The organism is Hypnocyclicus thermotrophus (genome assembly GCF_004365575.1).
GTDB lineage: Bacteria > Fusobacteriota > Fusobacteriia > Fusobacteriales > Fusobacteriaceae > Hypnocyclicus > Hypnocyclicus thermotrophus.
Genome location: NZ_SOBG01000009.1, coordinates 81,144 through 103,978 on the forward strand (window position 1 = coordinate 81,144; position 22,835 = coordinate 103,978).

The 22,835-nt window shown below is 26.2% G+C and carries 17 protein-coding genes and 1 other RNA gene; 17 read left to right on the forward strand and 1 reads right to left on the reverse strand.

The features are described from left to right. Position 1: 1 nt before the first annotated feature. From rpoB to rnpB, 13 genes are all read left to right on the forward strand, one after another. On the forward strand, positions 2-3,508 hold the full coding sequence (gene rpoB / locus EV215_RS09530; RefSeq protein ID WP_134113784.1) for a DNA-directed RNA polymerase subunit beta: 3,507 nt from the start codon (positions 2-4) through the stop codon (positions 3,506-3,508). Positions 3,509-3,556: 48 nt separating this feature from the next. Next, the gene (rpoC, locus tag EV215_RS09535; protein ID WP_134113785.1) at positions 3,557-7,498 is read left to right on the forward strand and encodes a DNA-directed RNA polymerase subunit beta'; all 3,942 of its coding nucleotides are present in this window, start codon (positions 3,557-3,559) and stop codon (positions 7,496-7,498) included. A 97-nt stretch (positions 7,499-7,595) separates the two neighbouring features. After that, positions 7,596-8,474 (forward strand): YicC/YloC family endoribonuclease, encoded by an 879-nt coding sequence (locus EV215_RS09540; RefSeq protein ID WP_134113786.1) that lies wholly within the window; start codon positions 7,596-7,598, stop codon positions 8,472-8,474. Positions 8,475-8,488: 14 nt separating this feature from the next. Continuing rightward, complete coding sequence (locus tag EV215_RS09545) at positions 8,489-8,731, forward strand: extracellular matrix/biofilm biosynthesis regulator RemA family protein (RefSeq protein ID WP_134113787.1); 243 nt, start codon at positions 8,489-8,491, stop codon at positions 8,729-8,731. Next, a complete protein-coding gene (gene gmk, locus EV215_RS09550; protein WP_134113788.1) occupies positions 8,731-9,294 on the forward strand; it encodes a guanylate kinase in 564 nt (187 codons plus the stop codon). The genes EV215_RS09545 and gmk overlap by 1 nt, the downstream gene beginning before the upstream one ends. After that, positions 9,291-9,542 (forward strand): DNA-directed RNA polymerase subunit omega, encoded by a 252-nt coding sequence (gene rpoZ / locus EV215_RS09555; protein ID WP_134113789.1) that lies wholly within the window; start codon positions 9,291-9,293, stop codon positions 9,540-9,542. The genes gmk and rpoZ overlap by 4 nt, the downstream gene beginning before the upstream one ends. Then, positions 9,520-10,518, forward strand: coding sequence for an FAD:protein FMN transferase (locus EV215_RS09560; protein ID WP_134113790.1), 999 nt, complete (start codon positions 9,520-9,522; stop codon positions 10,516-10,518). Before rpoZ ends, EV215_RS09560 begins: the two co-directional genes overlap by 23 nt. 94 nt (positions 10,519-10,612) lie before the next feature. Continuing rightward, complete coding sequence (gene dnaG, locus EV215_RS09565; RefSeq protein WP_134113791.1) at positions 10,613-12,394, forward strand: DNA primase; 1,782 nt, start codon at positions 10,613-10,615, stop codon at positions 12,392-12,394. A gap of 15 nt (positions 12,395-12,409) precedes the next feature. Then, the gene (gene rpoD / locus EV215_RS09570; RefSeq protein WP_134113792.1) at positions 12,410-13,615 is read left to right on the forward strand and encodes an RNA polymerase sigma factor RpoD; all 1,206 of its coding nucleotides are present in this window, start codon (positions 12,410-12,412) and stop codon (positions 13,613-13,615) included. A gap of 101 nt (positions 13,616-13,716) precedes the next feature. Further along, positions 13,717-14,736, forward strand: coding sequence for a sigma-70 family RNA polymerase sigma factor (locus EV215_RS09575; RefSeq protein ID WP_134113793.1), 1,020 nt, complete (start codon positions 13,717-13,719; stop codon positions 14,734-14,736). Then, positions 14,736-15,704: a Nif3-like dinuclear metal center hexameric protein gene (locus EV215_RS09580; protein ID WP_134113794.1), complete on the forward strand. Its 969-nt coding sequence runs from the start codon at positions 14,736-14,738 to the stop codon at positions 15,702-15,704. Before EV215_RS09575 ends, EV215_RS09580 begins: the two co-directional genes overlap by 1 nt. Positions 15,705-15,717: 13 nt before the next feature. Then, positions 15,718-16,416, forward strand: coding sequence for a hypothetical protein (locus EV215_RS09585; protein ID WP_134113795.1), 699 nt, complete (start codon positions 15,718-15,720; stop codon positions 16,414-16,416). Beyond that, positions 16,414-16,766, forward strand: an RNA gene (gene rnpB / locus EV215_RS09590) — RNase P RNA component class A. Before EV215_RS09585 ends, rnpB begins: the two co-directional genes overlap by 3 nt. A gap of 38 nt (positions 16,767-16,804) precedes the next feature. On the opposite strand, the gene malQ is transcribed toward rnpB, so the two are convergent. Further along, on the reverse strand, positions 16,805-18,301 hold the full coding sequence (gene malQ, locus EV215_RS09595; RefSeq protein ID WP_134113796.1) for a 4-alpha-glucanotransferase: 1,497 nt from the start codon (positions 18,299-18,301) through the stop codon (positions 16,805-16,807). A 210-nt stretch (positions 18,302-18,511) separates the two neighbouring features. Here malQ and rfaD point away from each other — a divergent pair, with 210 nt between their 5' ends. From rfaD to EV215_RS09615, 4 genes are read left to right on the forward strand one after another with little or no spacing between them, the layout of a single operon-like run. Beyond that, positions 18,512-19,492: an ADP-glyceromanno-heptose 6-epimerase gene (gene rfaD / locus EV215_RS09600; RefSeq protein ID WP_134113797.1), complete on the forward strand. Its 981-nt coding sequence runs from the start codon at positions 18,512-18,514 to the stop codon at positions 19,490-19,492. A gap of 14 nt (positions 19,493-19,506) precedes the next feature. Then, positions 19,507-20,307 carry an undecaprenyl-diphosphate phosphatase gene (locus tag EV215_RS09605; RefSeq protein ID WP_134113798.1) on the forward strand — a complete coding sequence of 267 codons (801 nt, stop codon included), beginning with the start codon at positions 19,507-19,509 and terminating at the stop codon, positions 20,305-20,307. Between the two features lie 21 nt (positions 20,308-20,328). After that, complete coding sequence (locus tag EV215_RS09610; RefSeq protein ID WP_134113799.1) at positions 20,329-21,402, forward strand: type IV pilus twitching motility protein PilT; 1,074 nt, start codon at positions 20,329-20,331, stop codon at positions 21,400-21,402. A 17-nt stretch (positions 21,403-21,419) separates the two neighbouring features. Continuing rightward, a complete protein-coding gene (locus EV215_RS09615) occupies positions 21,420-22,835 on the forward strand; it encodes a coproporphyrinogen III oxidase (RefSeq protein WP_134113800.1) in 1,416 nt (471 codons plus the stop codon).

Genomic DNA, 22,835 nt, shown 5'->3' on the forward strand with positions numbered 1-22,835 from the left:
AATGAGTAAATTGATCGAGAGATTGAATTTTGGAAGAATTAAAGAGAGGGGGGAAATGCCACACTTTTTAGAATTCCAGCTTAGCTCATACGAAGATTTTATACAAGCTAAGAAAGCTCCAAATAATAGAGAGAATAAAGGATTAGAGCAAGCTTTTAGGGAAATGTTTCCAATAGAATCATCTAATGGAGATATAAAATTAGAGTATATGTGGTATGAACTTCATGAAAATGAATTTCCATTAAATGATGAATTAGAGTGTAAAAAAAGAGGAAAAACATACTCAGCCTCTCTTAAAGTAAAGCTTAGACTAGTAAATAAAAAAGCTGGAGATGAGATACAAGAATCACTTGTTTATTTTGGTGAAATTCCTTTAATGACAGAAAGAGCTACTTTCATTATAAATGGAGCGGAAAGAGTTGTTGTTTCGCAGCTACATAGATCACCAGGGGTATCTTTTAATAAAGAAATGAATATCCAAACTGGTAAAGATCTTTTTGTAGGGAAAATAATACCGTATAAAGGAACTTGGTTAGAGTTTGAAACTGATAAAAATGATTTTTTAAATGTAAAAATTGATAGAAAGAAAAAAGTATTAGCAACTGTATTTTTAAAAGCAGTTGAATTTTTTAATACTAACACTGAAATATTAGAAGAATTTTTTGAAACGAAATCTTTATCTTTGAAAGAATATATAGCAAAATATGATTCTAGAGAAGAATTATTAGAAGTGTTAAGAACAAAATTAGAAGGAAGTTTTTTAAAAGAAGAAATTTATGACGAAGAAACTGGAGAAGTAATTTTAGAATCAGAAAAAGTTATAGATGAAGAAACAGTTAATAAATTAATTAATTTAGGTATTGATGAGATACTATTTTGGGAAGTAAAACCAGAAGATAAAGTTCTAGCTAATTCTATAATTCACGATAATAGTAAAAATAGTGATGAAGCAGTATTAGAAGTTTTTAGAAAATTAAGACCTGGGGATTTAGTTACAGTTGACAGTGCTAGATCTTTGATTAGACAAATGTTCTTTAATCCTCAAAGATATGATTTAGCAGTTGTTGGAAGATATAAAATGAATAAAAGACTTAAATTAAATCTTCCAGAAAAACAGGTTTTACTTACAAAAGATGATGTAGTAACAACTGTTAATTATTTAAAAAAATTAATAAATGGAACAGGAAATACAGATGATATAGATAATTTATCAAATAGACGTGTTAGAGGTGTAGGAGAACTACTTCTTATGCAAATAAGAAGCGGAATGGCTAAAATGACAAAAATGATTAAAGAGAAAATGACTGTTCAAGAAGCAGCAAGTCTTACGCCACAGAGTTTATTAAATACAAGACCATTAAATGCGTTAATTTTAGATTTCTTTGGAAGTGGACAATTATCACAATTTATGGATCAGTCAAATCCGTTAGCTGAACTTACGCATAAAAGAAGAATATCAGCACTTGGACCAGGAGGACTTTCGAGAGAAAGAGCTGGATTTGAGGTAAGAGACGTACATGATTCACATTATGGTAGAATATGTCCAATAGAGACTCCAGAAGGACCAAATATAGGACTTATTGGTTCATTAGCAACTTATGCAAAAGTTAATAAATACGGATTTGTTGAGACACCATTTGTAAAAGTAGAAAATGGAAAAGCATTATTTGATGAAATTGTTTACTTAGCAGCAGATGAAGAAGAAGGATTATTTATTGCCCAAGCAGATACAAAAGTAGATGAAAATGGAATGTTGGAAAAAGAAGCAGTTTGTAGATATGGACATGAAATAACTCATGTACCTAGAGAAAAAGTAAATTATTTAGATGTTTCTCCAAAACAAGTTGTATCTGTTTCAGCTGGATTAATACCGTTTTTAGAACATGATGATGCTAATAGGGCATTAATGGGATCAAACATGCAAAGGCAAGCAGTACCATTACTTAGAACAGAGGCTCCATATATAGGAACTGGTATGGAAAGAAAAGTTGCAGTAGATTCTGGAGCAGTTGTTACATCTAAAGTAAAAGGTAAAGTAGTAGCTGTAGATGCAAAAAAAGTAGTTATAGAAGATGAAAAAGGTAAAGAACATACTTATAGATTACTTAATTTTGAAAGATCAAACCAAGCTATGTGTTTACATCAAAAGCCTTTAGTTGATTTAGGTGAAGAAGTTAATGTAGGAACTATTTTAGCAGATGGACCTGCAACTCAAGGTGGAGATTTAGCGCTTGGAAGAAATATTTTATTAGCATTTATGCCGTGGGAAGGATATAACTTCGAGGATGCGATATTAATATCTGATAGATTAAGAAAAGAAGATGTGTTTACATCTATCCATATAGATGAATATGAAACAGAAGCAAGATCAACAAAGCTTGGAGATGAAGAAATTACTAGAGAAATACCAAATGTAAGTGAAGAAGCACTTAGAAATCTTGATGAAAATGGTGTTATTAGAGTAGGTGCAGAGGTAGGACCAGGAGATATATTAGTAGGTAAAACTACTCCAAAAGGAGAAACTGAACCACCTGCAGAAGAAAAACTTTTAAGAGCTATATTTGGTGAAAAAGCTAGAGATGTAAGAGATACTTCATTAAGAATGCCACATGGTTCTAAAGGGACGGTAGTAGAAGTTTTAGAATTATCTAGAGAAAATGGCGATGAATTAAAAGCTGGTGTAAATAAGGTAATAAGAATATTTGTTGCTGAAAAAAGAAAGATAAATGTTGGAGATAAAATGTCTGGTAGACATGGAAATAAAGGAGTTGTTTCAAGAGTACTTCCAGCAGAAGATATGCCTTTCTTAGAAGATGGAACACATTTAGATATATTACTTAATCCTTTAGGAGTACCTTCGCGTATGAATATAGGGCAGGTATTAGAAGTACATTTAGGACTTGCAATGGGAAATTTAAATGGTGGAACACATATTGCGACTCCTGTATTTGATGGTGCTTCAGAAGAACAAATAAAAGATTATTTAGAGAAAGCTGGATTTAATAGAAATGGAAAAGTAACATTATATGATGGAAGAACTGGAGAAAAATTTGATAATCCGGTAACTGTAGGTAGAATGTATATGTTAAAACTTCATCATTTAGTAGAAGATAAAATGCATGCAAGAGCAATAGGACCATATTCTTTAGTTACTCAGCAACCTTTAGGAGGAAAAGCTCAATTTGGAGGACAAAGATTAGGAGAAATGGAAGTTTGGGCACTTGAAGCATATGGGGCATCAAATATATTACAAGAAATGTTAACAGTAAAATCAGATGATGTTGTAGGAAGAACAAAAACTTATGAAGCAATAGTAAAAGGTGAAGAAATGCCAGATCCAGATATTCCAGAATCATTTAGAGTATTATTAAAAGAATTCCAGTCATTGGCATTAGATGTAGAACTATTTACTGATGATGGAGATGTTATTGATATAGATAGAGAAAGTTTAAAAGAAGATGAAATTACAGAGTTTTCTTTAGCAGATTTGAAAAAAAATGAAAAGTAATAATATAAAAAGAAGTTAAAGAACTTTTTTAAGGAGGCTTTATATTATATGAATATAAAAAAGTTTGATCGTATTAGAATTAGGTTAGCTTCTCCAGAAAAAATAAGAGAATGGTCTTATGGAGAGGTAAAAAAACCTGAAACTATAAACTATAGAACACTTAATCCTGAAATGGAAGGTTTATTCTGTGAAAGAATATTTGGACCAACCAAAGATTGGGAATGTGCTTGTGGAAAATATAAAAGAATGAGATATAAAGGTTTAGTTTGTGAGAAATGTGGAGTAGAAGTAACTAAATCTAAAGTAAGAAGAGAAAGAATGGGGCATATATCATTGGCTGCCCCTGTATCTCATATTTGGTATTCAAAAGGTACTCCTAATAAAATGAGTTTAATTTTAGGAATTAGTCCTAAAGAATTAGAATCTGTATTATATTTTGCTAGATATATAGTAACAGAAAGTCATGAAAGCTCTGTAAAAGTAGGGAAAATATTAACTGAAAGAGAGTACAAATTATATAAGCAACAATATAAAACTAAAATAGAAGCAAAAATGGGAGCAGAAGCTATATTAAAGCTTTTAAAAACATTAAATTTAGGAGCGCTTCATAAAGAATTAGAAAAAGAGTTAGAAGAAGTAAATTCAGCACAAAAAAGAAAAAAAATTGTTAAAAGATTAAAAATTGTAAGAGATTTTATTAATTCTGGTAATAGACCTGATTGGATGATATTAAGAGAACTGCCAGTTATACCAGCTGACCTTAGACCAATGGTTCAATTAGATGGAGGGAGATTTGCTACATCTGATCTTAATGATTTATATAGAAGAGTTATAAATAGAAATAATAGATTAAAAAGATTGATGGATATAAATGCACCTGAAATCGTTGTAAAAAATGAAAAAAGAATGTTACAAGAAGCAGTAGATGCTCTGATTGACAACGGTAGAAGAGGAAAACCAGTTGTTACTCAAAATAATAGAGAATTAAAATCTCTTTCTGATATGCTTAAAGGAAAACAAGGAAGATTTAGACAAAATTTATTAGGAAAAAGGGTAGACTATTCAGCAAGATCTGTTATTGTTGTTGGACCTAGTTTAAAGATGAATCAATGTGGAATTCCTAAAAAAATGGCATTAGAATTATATAAACCATTTATAATGAGAGAGCTAGTAAAAAGAGAAATAGCAACTAACATAAAAACTGCTAAAAAACTTGTAGAAGAAGCTGACGATAAAGTATGGGATGTAATAGAAGATGTAATTCAAGATCATCCTGTATTATTAAACAGAGCTCCTACATTACATAGATTATCAATTCAAGCATTTGAACCAGTACTTATTGAAGGAAAAGCTATAAGACTTCATCCACTAGTATGTTCAGCATTTAATGCTGATTTCGATGGAGATCAAATGGCAGTACATTTAATGCTTTCACCAGAAGCAATAATGGAAGCAAAACTTTTAATGTTAGCGCCTAATAATATAATATCTCCTGCTAATGGACAACCAATAGCAGTACCATCACAAGATATGGTTATGGGATGTTATTATATGACAAAAGAGAAAAAAGGTTCTAAAGGCGAAGGTAAAGTTTTCTCTAATATAGATCAAGTAATAACTGCTTATCAAATAAAAGTACTAGATACTCATAGTATAATAAAAGTAAGAATAAATGGAGAATTAATAGAAACAACTCCAGGAAGAATTTTATTTAATGAAATGTTACCAGAAGAAGCAAGAAATTATGGAGTTACTTTTGGTAAAAAACAATTGAAAAATTTAATTAGTGATTTATATGAAAAATATGGATTTAGTTTGACTTCAGAACTTATAAATGAAATTAAAAACTTTGGATATCACTATGCCACTTTTGCTGGAATTACAGTAGGGATAGAAGATATTGAAGTTCCTAAAGAAAAACCAGAAATTTTAAGAAAAGCTGAAGAAGAAGTAATGAAAATAGAACAAGAATATAGAAAAGGTAAAATAATTAACGAAGAAAGATATAGAAAAACAGTAGCAGTATGGAATAGAGCGACAGATGATGTAACAGATGCAATGCAAAAAAGTTTAGATGAATTTAACCCAGTGTATATGATGGCAAATTCAGGTGCCAGAGGATCTATGAGACAAATGAGACAATTAGGTGCTATGAGAGGACTAATGGCAGATACACAAGGTAGAATTATTGAGATACCAATTAAAGCTAATTTTAGAGAAGGGCTTAATATATTAGAGTTCTTTATGTCATCACATGGAGCAAGAAAAGGACTAGCGGATACTGCATTAAGAACTGCCGATTCGGGATACTTAACAAGAAGACTTGTTGATATTTCACATGAAGTTATAGTTAATAAAGAAGATTGTGGAACTCATAATGGAATAGAAGTAGCAGATTTAGTTGTAGAAGGAAATGTTATTGAAAAATTAGAAGAAAGAATTAATGGAAGAGTATTAGCAGAAGATTTAGTATTTGAAGGAGAAGTAATAGCTCCTAGAAATACTATGATAGGAAAAGAAATAATAAAAGAAATTCAAGCTAAAGGAATAAATAAAGTAAAAATAAGATCACCATTGACATGTGACCTTGAAAAAGGAGTTTGTCAAAAATGTTATGGAATGGATTTATCTAATCATCAAGAAATTCTTCTTGGAGAAGCAGTTGGAGTTATTGCAGCTCAATCAATTGGAGAACCAGGAACACAGCTAACAATGAGAACATTCCATACTGGTGGGGTAGCACAAGCTACAGAAGCTCAAAAAGATATAAAAGCTGAACATTCAGGAATAATTGAATTTAGAGATATGAGGTTATTAGATTATAATAATGAAAGTGTAGTTGTTTCTCAATCAGCAAAAATAATAATAGAACCAGATGAATACGAAATACCTACGGGATCTATTCTTAAAGTAAAAGAAGGAGAAAGAGTAGAAAAAGGAACAGTATTAGTTGAATTTGATCCATATCATACTCCTATAATTACTGAAAAAAATGGAAGAGTAGAATATAGAGAAATATATGTAAAAGAAATTCATGATGAAAAATATAATGTTATTGAAAGACTTGCTGTAAAACCAATAGAAGCAGGAGATATAACACCTAGAATAGTAATATTTGATAATTCAAATAAAAAAGTAGCAGAGTATAGAATTCCTTATGGTGCATATTTAATGGTGGGAGAAAATACTGAAGTTAAAAAAGGAGAAATATTAGCTAAAATTATAAAAACAGGTAGTGGTACAAAAGATATCACTGGTGGTCTTCCAAGAGTACAAGAACTATTTGAAGCTAGAACTCCTAAAGGAAAAGCAATAGTAAGTGAAGTAGGCGGAAGAGTAAGAATACCTGGTAAGAGAAAGAAAAATATGATAGTAGTTAATATTCATTCTTTAGAAAATGAAAATGACTATAAAGAATATTTAATACCTGCAGGAGAACATATTATTGTTACTGATGGTCAAATTATTAATCCAGGTGATAAATTAATAGAAGGAGTTATTTCTCCACACGATGTACTTGCAATAAAAGGATTAGTAGCTGCACAACAGTATATACTTGAAGCAGTTCAAGAAGTATATAGAGAACAAGGTGTTACTGTAAATGATAAACATATAGAAATTATAGTAAAACAAATGTTTAGAAAAGTAAAAATTGTAGATTCTGGTGACTCATTATTCTTAGAAGATGAAGTAATTGATAAGAAAACACTTGATATTGAAAATGAAAAATTAATATCTAAAGGGAAAAGAACAATTAAATATCAACCAGTAATACAAGGTATTACAAAAGCAGCAGTAAATACAGAAAGCTTTATTTCAGCAGCTTCATTCCAAGAAACTACAAAAGTTCTTGCGAACTCAGCTATTGAAGGTAAAGAAGATACATTAAATGGATTAAAAGAAAATGTAATCATCGGTAAGAAAATACCAGCTGGAACTGGATTTAATGCATATAAATATATAGAACCTTTAGTTAAAGAGGAGAAATAATAATATGGCGACTAACAAGTCGCCTATTAAATTATAAATTATTTTAAGTAAATAATGTAGTAAGCTAGTAATAAAATTTTTTAAAAGGGGCGATACTATGCGAAGTATGACAGGATATTCTAAAATTATAGAAGAAAATGAGCATTTTAGAATATCAATTGAAATGAAAAGTGTTAATAATAAAGGTTTAAATATAAAAATAAAAATTCCGAATTTTTTAAATTTTTTAGAAAATAGGATAAAAACTGAAATAGGAAAAAAAATTCATAGAGGTTATATAGAATTAAAAATAAATTTTGAAGATAAGAGAGAAAACGAAAATTTATATTATTATAATAGAAATAATGCTTTATCATATATGAAAATATTAAATGAAATAGAAAAAGAATTTTCCTTAAAACTTGAAAACAAAGTAGATATGGTAGTAAAATATAGTAATAGTATAAATAAACAAGATATAGAAATAAACGAAAATGAATATACAGAATTTATAATGCCTGTCTTAAATAAAGTAATAGATAATATAAATGAAATGAAACAAACTGAAGGTGAAAGATTAAAAGAATATTTTATAGATCTTATTGAAAATATAAAAAATAATATAAAAGATATAAGCTATTTAAAAGAAAATGTAGTAGAAAATTATAAAAATAGATTATTAGAAAAATTAAATAACTATAAAAATGAAATAGATGTAAAAGAAGAAGATATCTTAAAGGAAATATTAATTTTTACTGATAGAAGTGATATATCAGAAGAATACTCAAGGCTTATAAGTCATTTAGAACAATTTTTAATAGAATTGGATAGTAAACATAACTATATAGGGAAAAAATTAGATTTTATACTTCAAGAAATATTTAGAGAATTAAATACTATGGGAGTAAAAAGTAATTATTATGATATATCTAAACTTGTAGTTGACTGTAAAAGTGAAGTAGAAAAAATAAGAGAACAAGTTATGAATATAGAATAAAATTAGGAGGAGAAATGGGCGTAATAAGAATTGGATTTGGAAATATAGCAATGAAAAATAGAATAATAGCCATTGTAAGTCCAGATACTGCTCCTAGTAAAAGACTAAAAGAAAGAGCTAAAAATGAAAATTTATTAATAGATGCTACTAATGGAAAAAAAACAAGAGCATTAATTATTACAGATAGTAATCATGTGATTATGTCAGCTATAAATCCAGAGACGTTATTAGGAAGAATAGAAAAAGGAGAAAAATAATGAAAGGTAGATTATTTATAGTATCTGGTCCTAGTGGTGCAGGAAAATCAACAGTTACAAAATTAGTTAGGAAAAAACTTAATATGACATTAGCTGTGTCTGCAACTACAAGAAAACCTAGAGTAGGAGAGGTAGATACAGTAGATTATCATTTTTATAGTATGGAAAAATTTCAAGAAGCAATAAAAAATAATGAATTTCTTGAATATGCTAATGTACATGGGAATTATTATGGGACATTAAAAAAAGAGGTAGAGAAAAAATTAGAAAATGGTGAAGATGTAATTCTTGAAATAGATGTACAGGGCGGATTACAAGTAAAAGAAAAATTTCCAGAAGCTAAATTAATATTTTTTAAAGCACCTAGTGTAGAAGAATTAGAAAAAAGACTTAGGGGAAGAAATACTGATACTGAAGAAGTTATACAAACGAGATTAAAAAACTCATTAAAAGAAATGGAATATGAAAAATATTATGAAGAAGTAATAATTAATAATAATGTTGAAGAATCAATAAAAAAATTAATAGAAATAATAAAGAGAAAAGAAAAGGAGGAAAAATGAATAAAATAGGAAATAAGAAAAAAATGTATGATGAATTAATAGAAAAAATACCTAATAAATACATATTAACGATAGTAGCAGGTAGAAGAGGAAGAAATTTATTAAGAGGTGAAAAACCAGTAGTAAAAGTAGGACCAAAATCGACTATGGTTCAAACAGTATTCAAAGAAATTTTAAAGGATAAAATTAATTATGTGCAAAATCCACCAGAAAAAGAGAATAAAAATGAGACAAGTGAAAGCAAATAAAATCCTTATAATATTCTTATTAATTTTATTTATAGGATGTGGAAATGAAGTAAAAAAATATGAAAAGACAGAATTTGCATTTGGGACATTAATCAAAATAATAATTTATGAAAAAGATACTAAATTAGCTGAAAAGGCTGCAAATAAAGCTTTTGAAGAAATAAAGCGAATAGATAGCAATTATAACACTAAAGTAGAAAATAGTTTGTTTTATAAATTAAATAATTCTAAAAATAAAAAGATAGAATTAGATGAAGAAGGGAAATTTTTAATAAATAAAGTATTAGAAGTATCTAAAGAAACAGATGGAATGTATGATATTACGGTAGAGCCATTATTGAAATTATGGGGATTTTATAATAAAAAAAATAAATTAAAAGTTCCGACAAAAGAAGAATTAAAAAATACTTTGAAAATAGTAAATTATAAAAATATTATTATAGAGGATAATATAATTTATTTGAAAAATAAAAAACAAACAATAGATACAGGTTCGTTTTTAAAAGGATATGCTATTTATAAAGCAAGAGAAATATTAAAAAAAGAAGGAATAAAATCTGCATTTATATCTGCTTTGTCAAGTATAGAACTTATAGGAGATAAAGAAGGGAAAAAATGGAAAATAGGACTTCAAAATCCGAATAATCCAAGTGAAATATTAAAGATACTTTTGATAAAAGATAGAGCAATAGGAGTATCAGGAGATTATCAAACATATGTAGAAATAGATGGTAAGAGATATCATCATATTATAAGTCCTAAAACTGGATATCCTAGTGATGAAAATAAAATGCTAGTTATTGTAAGCAATAATGCCTTTCTTTCTGATATGTATTCTACAGCACTTTTTTCATTTAATTATAAAAAAATATTTGATTTTATTAGTAAATATAATAATATAGAAGCTTTTGTAGTAGATAAAAATAATGATATACATATAAGCAAAGGTTTAAAAGAAAATATAATTGAACCTTAAAAAAATCTTAAAATCAAACAAATATAACTTGAATATATTCAAAAAATGTACTATAATTTATAATGGTATGTATTCTATTTTTTGAGGTAAAATAATGAGACTAAAATTTCGAGAAGAAGATGTGCAAAATTTGTTAGACAATATAAATATAGTAGATGTAGTTTCTGAATATGTTTCATTACAAAAAACAGGGGCTAATTATAAAGGATTGTGTCCTTTTCATCAAGATAGGAATCCATCTTTTATGATTAGTCCTTCTAAAAATATATCTAAATGTTTTGTATGCGGAAAAGGCGGAAATCCCATTACTTTTTATAAAGAATATCATAAAATAAGTTATGAAGAAGCAGTATTAGAACTCGCTAAAAAATATAATGTGAATATAAAAGTGATCGGAAAATATAATAAAATTAATGAAAAAAATAGTATTTATTATAAAATATTAAATGAAGCTTTAGAATTTTATAAAGAAAATATATTTAAAAATAGTGGAAGAAATGCTTTAGATTATCTATATAAAAGAGGATTTAGTGTTGATTTTATAAAGAAACATAATATTGGATATTCATTAAGCGAATGGAATAGTTTATATGAATACTTGTTAAATAAGTCTTATAACTTAGAAGATATAAAAGCTGTAGGACTTATTAAGCAGGGGGAAAATGGATATTATGATACGTTTAGAGATAGAATTATGTTTCCAATATATTCTGTTTCAGGAAATATAATAGGTTTTGGCGGAAGAATATTAGAAGATAGAAAAGATGTTGCAAAATATTTAAACTCACCAGAAACAGTTGTATTTAATAAAGGTAAAAATCTTTATGGAATAGAAGAAAAAGGTCTTGAAATAAAAAAGAAAAATTATGCTATTCTTATGGAAGGATATATGGATGTACTTAGAGCTAAAAGTTTTGGATTTAATACAGCTATAGCCTCGCTTGGGACATCACTTACAGAAAATCAAGCAAAATTATTAAAAAAATTCACATCTAATATAATAATAGCATATGATATGGATAACGCAGGACAAGAAGCTACTGAAAGAGCGATAATGTTATTAAAAGCCAATAATTTTAATATAAAAGTTGTGTCATATAAAGATGCAAAAGATCCTGATGAATTATTAACAAAATTTGGTAAATCTAAATTTTTAGAAGCAATAAAAGAATCAAAAGAAGATTTCCAGTTTTTATATGAAAAATATATAAATTTATACAATATAAATGATATATCAGGCAAAAAAAAGTTTGTAGAACATTTTAAAGAATTTTTTCAAAATATAAATAGTGAATTAGAGAAAAATTTATATATAGAAAAGTTTTCTAAACAAATAGATATAGAAATAGACGCATTAAAAAGTATACTTATAGATAAGAATAAAAAGAACAAAAAATATAGAACAGAGATAAAAAATAATTTTATAGAAAATAGAAAAATAAAAAAAAGAGATAAAATAGAAGAAGATTTAATAAGAGTATTTTTTTTAAAGAAAGAATACATAAATTATTTTAAGTCATATGAATTTAAAGATGAGGAATTTAATTTGATAAAAAATTATTTATTAAAAGATAATAAAGGATTGAAGCAGATTTTAAATTCTAGTGAATTTAGTGAAGAAAATAAAAAAGAAATATTAGATATAGTAAATCTTAATTTTAAACTTTCAAGTGAGGAAGAAAAAGAAAAGTTTTTTCTAGATACACTTATTGCATTTATTCGTAGAGAGTTAAAAGAAAGAATGAAAAAGATTAGAAAAAATAATGATACAATGAGTTATTTTAAATTAAAAATAGAGTTTGAAAAATTAAAAAATATTCAAACAAAAGATGAAATCCTAAAATTTTATAATCAATATTTATTAATGATAGATTAAGGAGGAAGCAGGATAATGAGAGAGTTTATAAAAAATGAAAAAGTTCTTGCTTTAGTAAAAAAAGCAATGGAAAAAGGCAAGATATCTTATGAAGAAATAAATGAAGAGTTGCCAGATAGTTTTCCTGCGGAACAAATTGAAAAATTAATTGAAGGAATGGAAAAACAAGGAATAAAAATAATTTCTAGTAAAGATAAAAAGAAAAAATTAGAAAAAGAAAACAAACTAGAAAAAGTTAAAAAATTAAAAGATAAAATAGAAGAAGATGAAAAAGTAGAAGAAAAAATTGTAGAAATAACTGATGAAGATGATGAAGATTTTAATTTTGAAGAAGAATTAGAAGAATTAGAAAAATTGGAAAATGATGCAATATCTTTAGGTAGCGGAATAGATATGGTAGATGAACCTATAAAAATGTACCTTAGAGAAATAGGTCAAATTCCATTATTAACTCATGAACAAGAAATAAAACTTGCTAAAGGTGCTGCTGAAGGAGATGAGTATTGTAAACAACAACTTATTGAAGCAAATTTAAGACTTGTTGTAAGTATAGCTAAAAAGCATACAAATAGAGGATTAAAACTTTTAGATCTTATTCAAGAAGGAAATATGGGACTTATGAAAGCAGTTGAAAAATTTGAATATCAAAAAGGATATAAATTTTCAACATATGCAACTTGGTGGATACGTCAAGCTATAACTAGAGCTATTGCTGATCAAGGTAGAACTATAAGAATTCCAGTACATATGATAGAAACTATAAATAAAATAAAAAAAGCAAGTAGGATATATCTTCAAGAAACAGGAAAAGAAGCAACACCAGAGGTTTTAGCTAAAAGACTTAATATGGAAATGGAAAAAGTAAAACAAATATTAGAAATGAATCAAGATCCAATATCACTTGAAACACCTGTTGGAAGTGAAGAAGATAGTGAACTTGGAGATTTTGTAGAAGATAATAAAATATTAAGCCCTTATGAAGAAGCTAATAGAAATTTATTAAAAGACCAATTGAGTGAAGTATTAAAAACTTTAAGTGATAGAGAAGAAAAAGTATTAAGATTTAGATATGGACTTGATGATGGATGCCCTAGAACCTTAGAAGAAGTAGGGAAAATATTTAAAGTAACAAGAGAGAGAATAAGACAAATAGAAGTAAAAGCACTTAGAAAATTGAGACATCCAAGTAGAAGAAAAAAACTAGAAGATTTTAGAAGCTAAAAGGCGCAAAAAATTTGTGCCTTTTATTAATTTAAAAAAGGAAAAAAGAGTATTTTAAATAATAATATAAAAGAAAATTATAGATAAAGGGGAGATAAGAGATGATAAATATAGAGGAAATAATAAAGAAAAAGCAGATAAAACAATCAGAATTTGAAGATTTTATGGAAAAATGTGAATTCTCAGAAAAAGAATATTGTGAAATAATAGATAAGATTGTAGAATCAAATGTAGAAATAATACGAGATGAAGATAACTTTTCTGAAAAAGAAGAAGAAAATATTTTTTCTTTTTCAGAAAATTATTATACACAAGATATACTAAATCAATATTTTCATGATATATCTAATTATGAATTACTTAATAAAGAAGAAGAAAGAAACATTTTAAGAAAGGCTAAAAATGGAGATAAAGAAGCAAAAGAAAAAATAATTACATCAAATCTAAGGCTTGTGGCTAAAATAGCATTACATTATAGTAGAGCTGGAGTATACTATTTAGATCTTATTCAAGAAGGGACAATTGGGCTTATAAATGCTATTGATAAATTTGATTTATCTAAAAACTATAAATTTTCAACATATGCTACATGGTGGATAAAAAAAGAAATTATTGATGCCCTAAAAAAAAGAGTAAATATGATAAAAATACCAAATTATATTTTTTTATCACATAAAAAAATTAGTATATTTGAAAATGATTATTTAAATAAGCATAATAAAAAACCTGAAATAAAAGAGATAGCAGAAGCTTTAAATATGAGTGAAGAAGAAATATTAAAAGTAAAAAATGCTATAGATATGAATATGATAGATATGAAAGTAGAAACAAGCAAAGAAAGTGATGAACATTATGATATAAAAGATTATAGTACAATAGAAGAAATAGATAAAGATATGGAAAAATTATTAAAACAGAAAAAAATATCTACTTTATTAAAAAAATTAAATAATAGAGAAAAAAAAATAATAGAAATGTATTATGGATTATCTGTAGAAGGTAGATTTACATTTAAAGAAATAGGAAGTGAATTAAATATATCAGCAGAAAGAGTAAGAGTATTAAAAGAAAGAGCTTTAAATAAATTGAAATATGTAGGAGAAAGACTTTGGGAGGAATAATGATACTAAAAGATATAATAAATATATTAGAAAAAAAATATCCTAAGTATTTAGCTGAAGAATGGGATAATGTAGGACTTTTAGTAGGGAATGAAAAAAGAGAAATAAAAAAAATACAAATTTCTTTAGACGTAACAGAAAATACAATAGAAAATGCTATAAGAAATAATGTAGATTTAATAATTTCACATCATCCTTTTATTTTTAATGGAATAAAACAAATAAATACAAATAGTATATTAGGTAATAAAATAATACAACTTATAAAAAATGATATAGCTGTTTATTCTATGCATACAAATTTAGACTCTGCTAAATATGGATTAAATGATTTTATTTGTAAAAAATTAAAAGTAGAAAACAGTAAAATAATTTCGGAAAATATTGTGAATCTATATAAAATAAAATTTGAATATAATGAAAAAATATTAAAAAAATTAGAAAAATATAATTTTTTTAATAAAAAAAATAATGTACAAACTATAGAGATTTTTGATACAATAGAAAATATAAATAAAGTTGTTTCTTTATTAAATTCATTTAGTATAACTTATGAATTATTAAAATTAGAAAACAAGTTAAAATTGAATACTGGATTAGGAAGAATTTATAATTTAAAAAAAGAAATTAGATTATTAGATTATATAGAGATAATTAAAGAAAAACTTGATATAAAAAATGTACGAGTGGTCTATAATGAAAATAAGTTTATAAAAAAAATAGCTATTGTAAATGGAAGTGGAATGTCATTTTTAAAAAAAGCAAAAAAAGAAAAAGTAGATTTATTTATAACAGGAGATATAAAATATCATGAAGCTTTAGATTGTTTTGAAGAAGGATTTTCTCTTGTAGATATAGGTCATTATGAAAGTGAGCATTTTTTTAATGAATTGATTTTAGATGATTTAAAAGAAACGAAGTTAGAGATTATAATATTTAATGATAGAAAAATTTTTAATTATTTATAGAGGAGTCTATTATATGCTAAAGAAGTTGTTTTTTATTTATTTATTATTAATAACAAGTATTTTTGCAAATATTGAAAAAGATGAATTGAATTTTTTTAATGAGAACCAAATAAGTAAAATAAATAAAAAAATAAAAAATATTGAAAAAGAACGAAAAGTTAATATAAAAATTTTTATATTAAAAGAAGAGCCAGAAAATCAATTGATAAAAGATAAAAAAAGTGTTATAATACTTTTGTTTAAAAAAGAAAATGGAAACATAGGTATAAACCTTAAATTTACAAATGATATAAATATAATTGATTATAAAAGTGAGATTGATAATTTATTAGAAGATTTGTCTCCACTTATTATTAATAAAGAGTACGAAGACTTTATATATGAACTTTTAGCTAATATAAGTGATATTTTAATATTTGTAGAAAAAGAGAATAATGATGCAATAGGTACGATAGAAAAAAATAAAGAAAATCAAAAAATAATTTTAAAAAATATATTAAACCTTATATTAATACTATTTTTAATGATAGTATTAGGTTTTGTTATATATACACTTTATTTATTTTATATAAAATCAAGAGATAAAACTAAATGTAAAGATTGTAATATAAATATGCATATAGTAGATAAAATAGAAAATAAAAGTGGAATAATCAAAATATATGAATGTCCAAAATGTAAAAAAATAAAGCAAATAATAGAGAAAAAATAGGTATTAGAGATAATCGCATGAGTAATCATGAGGAACGTCCGGACTCCGTAGGGCAAAGAGGGCAGATAACGTCTGCTAAGAGAAATCTTAAGGAAAGTGCCACAGAAAATAACCGCCAAAGTTAAAGTGTTTAACATGGTAAGGGTGAAAAGGTGGTGTAAGAGACCACCAGTATTTTACGAAAGTAAAATAGCTAGGTAAACCCCCTCTGGAGCAAGACCAAGAATTGAGATATATAGGAAGCTGCCCGTTTCTGTCTCTTATGGTAGGTCGCTTGAACTTATAGGCAACTATAAGTCTAGATAAATGATTATCAAATACAAAATCCGGCGTATACTAATACCTTTTTTAATAAACATAAAACTCCCCTAATTTAGGGGAGTTATTTTTATCTAAAATATAATTTTGTTAAATCTTTTAGTTTGAGAGCTAATTTTTTGTTTAATTGACCTTTTATATATCTCCATTGCCAGTTACCAGCAGCTTTCCCAGGAGTATTCATTCTTGAATCATTTCCTAAACCTAATATATCTTGAAGTGGAGAAATAGCTATATTAGCTACAGAAGCCCATGCTGCTGTAATAAATTCCCAATGAACATCATATCCAGATTTTTTAATGCCAAGATATTTTTTGGCAAATTCTCTATCATCAGGATTTGCATTTGTATACCATCCAATAATGGGCTCATTATCATGAGTACCAGTATAAACACAAGTATTTTTAGAATAGATATGTGGTAAGTGATTACTTTCATCTTTTGAATCAAATGCAAATTGAAGTATTTTCATGCCAGGGAAATTGAAGTAATCTCTAAGTTCTTCTACATCAGGAGTGATTACTCCTAAATCTTCAGCTATAATAGGAAGTTTTCCTAAAGCATCTCTTATTGCTTGGAAAAGTTCTTTTCCTGGAGCAGGAACCCATTCACCATTTATTGCTGTATCTTCATTAGCAGGAACTGCCCAATAAGCTGCAAAACCTCTAAAATGATCTATTCTAATAATATCAGAAAGTTTTAAATTAGCCTTAACTCTATTTATCCACCATTCAAAATTATGTTCTTTTATATAATCCCAATTATATAAAGGATTTCCCCATAATTGTCCTGTAGCACTAAAATAATCAGGTGGAACACCAGCTACTTTAACAGGTTTTCTTTCTTCGTCAAATAAAAACAATTCAGGATGTGACCATGCATCTGAACTGTCAAAAGCAACAAATATAGGGATATCACCAATAATTTTTATTCCATTTCTATTTGCATAAGCTTTTAATTCGCTCCATTGTTTAAAGAAAATATATTGTAAAAATTTTCTATAATTAATTTCATCTTTTAATTCATGTGTATAATGTGCTATTGATTCAGGTTTTCTAAAAACAATATCTTTATCGTCCCATTCAACCCAACATTTACCATCAAAATGATCTTTTACAGCTCGATAAAGAGCATAATCTTCTAACCATTGTTTGTTTTCTTCACAAAAAATTTCAAATTTGCTATTTAATAAAGTATCATTTTTAGATTTAAAATTTTCATATGCTTTTTTTAATAATGGCATTTTAAAATTGATAACTTTACCATAATCAATATAATTATTATCAAAGGTTTCTTCAACTGATAAATCATCATTTGTTAATAATCCTTCTTTTTTTAAGTTATCTAAGCTAATTAATAAAGGATTTCCTGCAAATGCTGAAAAACATTGATAAGGTGAGTCTCCATATCCAGTAGGTCCTAATGGGAACGTTTGCCATAATTTTTGACCTGATAAAATTAAAAAATCTACAAATTCATATGCTTCTTTTCCAAGTTCTCCAATACCATATTTACCTGGTAATGAAGTAGGATGAAGCAAGATACCGCTGCTTCTGCTAAATTCCATCTCTCTGTTTCCTCCTTAAAAATTATATAAAATATATAAACTGCATTAATATTTTAGCATATTTTATATAATTTGTCATTAATTTATCTAAGTTTATATAGAAAAAAATTATTAAAAATGATAAAATAATAAAGTAAGATATAGAAGAATAAAAAAAATATAAATAGAAATAATTTTAATTATAAATAATAATATTAGGAGGAATATTTAATGATTATTATAACAGGAGCAGCAGGATTTATAGGGAGTGCAATAGCATGGCAGCTTAATGAAAATGGAAGAGATGATTTGATATTAGTAGATAAATTAAAAACAGAAGAAAAATGGAAAAATATAGCAAAAAGAGACTATTATGATTGGGTAGATAGAGAAGAGTTATTTGAATATTTAGCAAATGAAGAAATAGCTAAAGAAATTGAAGCAGTAATACATATGGGAGCTTGTTCTGCAACTACAGAAAAAGATATGGATTTTTTAATGAAAAATAATTATGAATATTCAAAAAAACTATGGGAGTTTTGTACACGATATAATATAAAATATATTTATGCTTCATCAGCGGCAACTTATGGCTTGGGAGAACAAGGTTATAATGATGAAATTAATTTAGAAGGACATAAAAAACTTAGACCATTAAATAAATATGGATATTCTAAAAAAATATTTGATATATGGGCATTAAAACAAAAAGAAACACCAAAAAATTGGGTTGGTTTTAAATTTTTTAATGTATATGGTCCAAATGAATATCATAAAGGAAGAATGGCATCAATGGTATTTCATTCATATAATCAAGCTAAAGAAAATGGTTATGTAAAACTTTTTAAATCCCATAACAAAAACTTTAAAGATGGTGAGCAATTAAGAGATTTTGTATATATAAAAGATGTAGTTAGTATAATAGAGTATTTTTTAAATAATAATATAGAAAATGGAGTATATAATTTAGGGACTGGAAAAGAAAGAAGTTTTTATGATTTAGCATATAATACATTAGTAAATGCAAATAAAAATCCTAAAATAGAGTTTGTTGATATGCCAATGGATTTGAGAGGAAGATATCAATATTTTACAAAAGCTGAAATCAATAAATTAAGAAAAATAGGATATACTAAAGAGTTTTATACATTAGAAGAAGGAGTAAAAGATTATGTAAGAAACTATCTAGAAAAAGATGATAAATATTTATAAATAGGGGGAATAAAATGAATGTTTTATTAGTTATAATACTTTCTATAGTAGAAGGGATTACAGAGTTTTTACCAATAAGTAGTACAGGACATATGATACTTGTAAATAATTTTTTGAAAATAGGTAATTTAAGAAAAGAATTTATGGATTCTTTTTTAGTTATAATACAGTTAGGTGCTATTTTATCAGTTGTAGTATATTTTTTTAAAGAATTAAATCCATTTGTTAAAGATAAAGATATATTTAAAGAAAAAATGATACTTTGGAGCAAAATAGTAATAGGAGTATTACCAGCAGTAGTTTTAGGGCTTTTGTTTGATGATATGATAGAAGAATATTTTATGGATAGCAGTCTAATAGTAGCATTAATGCTTATATTATATGGAATAATATTTATGTTTATTGAAAAAGTTATAAAAAAATCAAAAATAAATAAATTTGATAATATAAATTATAGTACAGCATTTATAATAGGAATTTTTCAATGTCTCGCAATGATACCAGGAACATCTAGATCTGGTGCAACAATCATGGGAGGATTATTATTAGGCTTAACAAAAGCTGTAGCAGCAGAATTTTCATTTTTTTTAGCGATACCAACTATGGTTGGAGCAACTTTATTAAAAATAGTGAAAAATGGATTAAATTTTACATTAAATGAATGGGGATTATTGTTATTAGGTTCTTTTCTATCATTTATAATAGCATATTTATCAATTAAATGGCTTATGGATTATTTAAAAAATAAAAGTTTTAAAGTTTTTGGAATATATAGAATAATATTAGGGATTATAGTTTTATTATTATTATTATAAAAGGGTGTGATTAAATTGACTATGTTAGAAATTTTGCAAAAAGCAAGAGAAGAAGGAGCATCAGACATTCATATTATAGCAGGAAGAGCTCCAGTGTATAGAATCAAAGGTAAAATTGAAAGTTTTTCTGAAGAAAGACTTATGCCAGATAATGTAAAAGAACTGATTTATTCAATACTTAATGAAGAACAGAGAGCAAAATTTGAAATGGATAAAGAACTTGATTTTTCATTTGGAATAAAAGGAATGGGAAGATATAGAGCTAATATCCATTATCAAAGAGGTACTATAGCAGCAGCACTTCGTTCGATTAATACAGAAATACCTACTATTGAAGAATTAAATTTACCAGAAACACTTAATAAATTTTGCGAGCTAAAAAATGGGATAGTTCTTGTAACAGGTCCTACGGGAAGTGGAAAAAGTACAACATTAGCAGCTATGATAAATAAAATAAATAAAGAGCAAAAATCACATATTATAACAATTGAAGATCCTATAGAATATTTACATAGACATCAAAATTCAATAATAGAACAAAGAGAAGTAGGAACAGATACGGATAGTTTTTCAAGAGCTCTTAAATATGCACTTAGACAAGATCCGGATGTAATTTTAATAGGAGAACTTAGAGATTTAGAAACAATAGAAGCTGCTTTAACAGCAGCAGAAACAGGACATTTAGTATTTGCTACATTACATACAAGAGATGCTGCATCTACAATAGATAGAATTGTGGATGTGTTTTCACATGATCAACAACAACAGATAAGGTTACAACTTTCAAATTCTTTAAAAGGAGTAATTTCTCAACAACTTATTCCTAAAAAAGATAACTCGGGGATGGCGCTTGCTTATGAATTACTTGTGGGAACACCAGCAATCGCAAATCTTATAAGAGAAGCGAAAACACATCAAATATATTCTATGCTTGAAACTGGTAAAAAATATGGGATGAGAACAATGGAGTCAATACTTCGTGATTTAGTATCAAGAAATATAATAGATGAAACAGAAATGATAAAAAGACTTCGAGATGGAAGCTTTTTAAATTCAAAATCAATGAGTAGTGGTGGATGGAATAATTTTTATTAATGGAATAGAGGATAGTGATGTTTAGTATAAAAAGAAATTTTGAAATAAGAGAAGAATCTATAAAAGAATTTGTTAGAATACTAATTCCAGAACTTCTTGATAAAGAGATAGAGTTTAAATTAAAATATATAGCTGATCATATTTTAATTAATACCAAAATAGATAACAAAGAAATAGAATTTAAATATAAAAATTATGAGAATTATATAGAAGACCAAGTAATTGTGATGGCAAAAATATCTTTATTGTTACTTATGGGAAAAAAATACCCATGGGGAGGACTTATTGGAGTACGTCCTACTAAAAAATTTTATACAATGTATGAAATAATTAAAGATGTTGAATTAGTAAAAAAAATATTAAAAGAACTATATTTATTAAGTGAAGAAAAAATAGAACTTTTAGAAACTATATTTTATAAAGAACAAAATTTATTAGATAGAAAGGATAATAATAAAATAAATGTATATATAGGAATTCCTTTTTGTCCTACAAAATGTAAATATTGTTCATTTGCTTCATATGAAATAAAAAGTTCAATAGGTAAAAGTTATAATGAATTTGTGGATTGTTTATTAAAAGAGATAGAAATATGTAGTGAAACTTTATCTAAAAAGAAAATAGAGAGTATATATATAGGCGGAGGAACTCCAACGACTCTTACTGAAGAAGACTTGGAGAAAATATTAATAAAGATTAATGAAAAAATAGATTTTACTTATTTAAAAGAATTTACTGTAGAAGCAGGAAGGATAGATACTTTATCAATAAAAAAATTAGAGATAATGAAAAAATATAGAGTAGATAGAATAAGTATAAATCCACAAACATTTAAAGAAGAAACTCTTATAAAATTGAATAGATATTATAATAAAGATGAATTTAATAAATATTATAAAATAGCTAAAAAACTAGGATTTGTAATAAATATGGATTTTATTTTAGGATTGCCTGGAGAAACAACACAGGATATATTAAATACATTAGAAAATATAAAAAAATATAATATAGAAAATTTAACTATTCATACATTAGCAATTAAAAGAGCCTCACATCTTTATCAAGAAAATTATAAACATATAGAGCTTGATAAAGTAAAAATAGAAAATAAAATAAATGAAGTATTAGAAGAGAAAAAATTAAAACCTTATTATATGTATAGACAAAAAAATACATATAATTGGGGAGAAAATATAGGATATGCAGTAGAAGGAACAGAGTGTCTTTTTAATATGCGTACTATATCAGAAGATCAAGATACATTTGGATTTGGGGGAGGTGCAATAACTAAAAAAATAGAAAAAATAAAAGAAGGAATATATAAAGTAAACAGAATAATTAATCCTAAAGATCCAAATGCTTATATAAAAGAATTTTTGGATAGATTAGAAAAAAAAATAAATTTTTTCAATAAAAAAAGCTTCCTAAATTAA

What these genes read in the sequence shown, in the direction of transcription:
- gmk (WP_134113788.1), top strand. Translation starts at nt 8,731, where the DNA reads ATGAAAGGTAGATTATTTATAGTATCTGGTCCTAGTGGTGCAGGAAAA.
- rpoB (WP_134113784.1), top strand. Translation starts at nt 2, where the DNA reads ATGAGTAAATTGATCGAGAGATTGAATTTTGGAAGAATTAAAGAGAGG.
- rpoC (WP_134113785.1), top strand. Translation starts at nt 3,557, where the DNA reads ATGAATATAAAAAAGTTTGATCGTATTAGAATTAGGTTAGCTTCTCCA.
- EV215_RS09540 (WP_134113786.1), top strand. Translation starts at nt 7,596, where the DNA reads ATGCGAAGTATGACAGGATATTCTAAAATTATAGAAGAAAATGAGCAT.
- EV215_RS09580 (WP_134113794.1), top strand. Translation starts at nt 14,736, where the DNA reads ATGATACTAAAAGATATAATAAATATATTAGAAAAAAAATATCCTAAG.
- EV215_RS09610 (WP_134113799.1), top strand. Translation starts at nt 20,329, where the DNA reads ATGTTAGAAATTTTGCAAAAAGCAAGAGAAGAAGGAGCATCAGACATT.
- EV215_RS09575 (WP_134113793.1), top strand. Translation starts at nt 13,717, where the DNA reads ATGATAAATATAGAGGAAATAATAAAGAAAAAGCAGATAAAACAATCA.
- EV215_RS09605 (WP_134113798.1), top strand. Translation starts at nt 19,507, where the DNA reads ATGAATGTTTTATTAGTTATAATACTTTCTATAGTAGAAGGGATTACA.
- EV215_RS09545 (WP_134113787.1), top strand. Translation starts at nt 8,489, where the DNA reads ATGGGCGTAATAAGAATTGGATTTGGAAATATAGCAATGAAAAATAGA.
- rpoZ (WP_134113789.1), top strand. Translation starts at nt 9,291, where the DNA reads ATGAATAAAATAGGAAATAAGAAAAAAATGTATGATGAATTAATAGAA.
- dnaG (WP_134113791.1), top strand. Translation starts at nt 10,613, where the DNA reads ATGAGACTAAAATTTCGAGAAGAAGATGTGCAAAATTTGTTAGACAAT.
- EV215_RS09615 (WP_134113800.1), top strand. Translation starts at nt 21,420, where the DNA reads ATGTTTAGTATAAAAAGAAATTTTGAAATAAGAGAAGAATCTATAAAA.
- rpoD (WP_134113792.1), top strand. Translation starts at nt 12,410, where the DNA reads ATGAGAGAGTTTATAAAAAATGAAAAAGTTCTTGCTTTAGTAAAAAAA.
- rfaD (WP_134113797.1), top strand. Translation starts at nt 18,512, where the DNA reads ATGATTATTATAACAGGAGCAGCAGGATTTATAGGGAGTGCAATAGCA.
- EV215_RS09585 (WP_134113795.1), top strand. Translation starts at nt 15,718, where the DNA reads ATGCTAAAGAAGTTGTTTTTTATTTATTTATTATTAATAACAAGTATT.
- EV215_RS09560 (WP_134113790.1), top strand. Translation starts at nt 9,520, where the DNA reads ATGAGACAAGTGAAAGCAAATAAAATCCTTATAATATTCTTATTAATT.
- malQ (WP_134113796.1), bottom strand. Translation starts at nt 18,301, where the DNA reads ATGGAATTTAGCAGAAGCAGCGGTATCTTGCTTCATCCTACTTCATTA.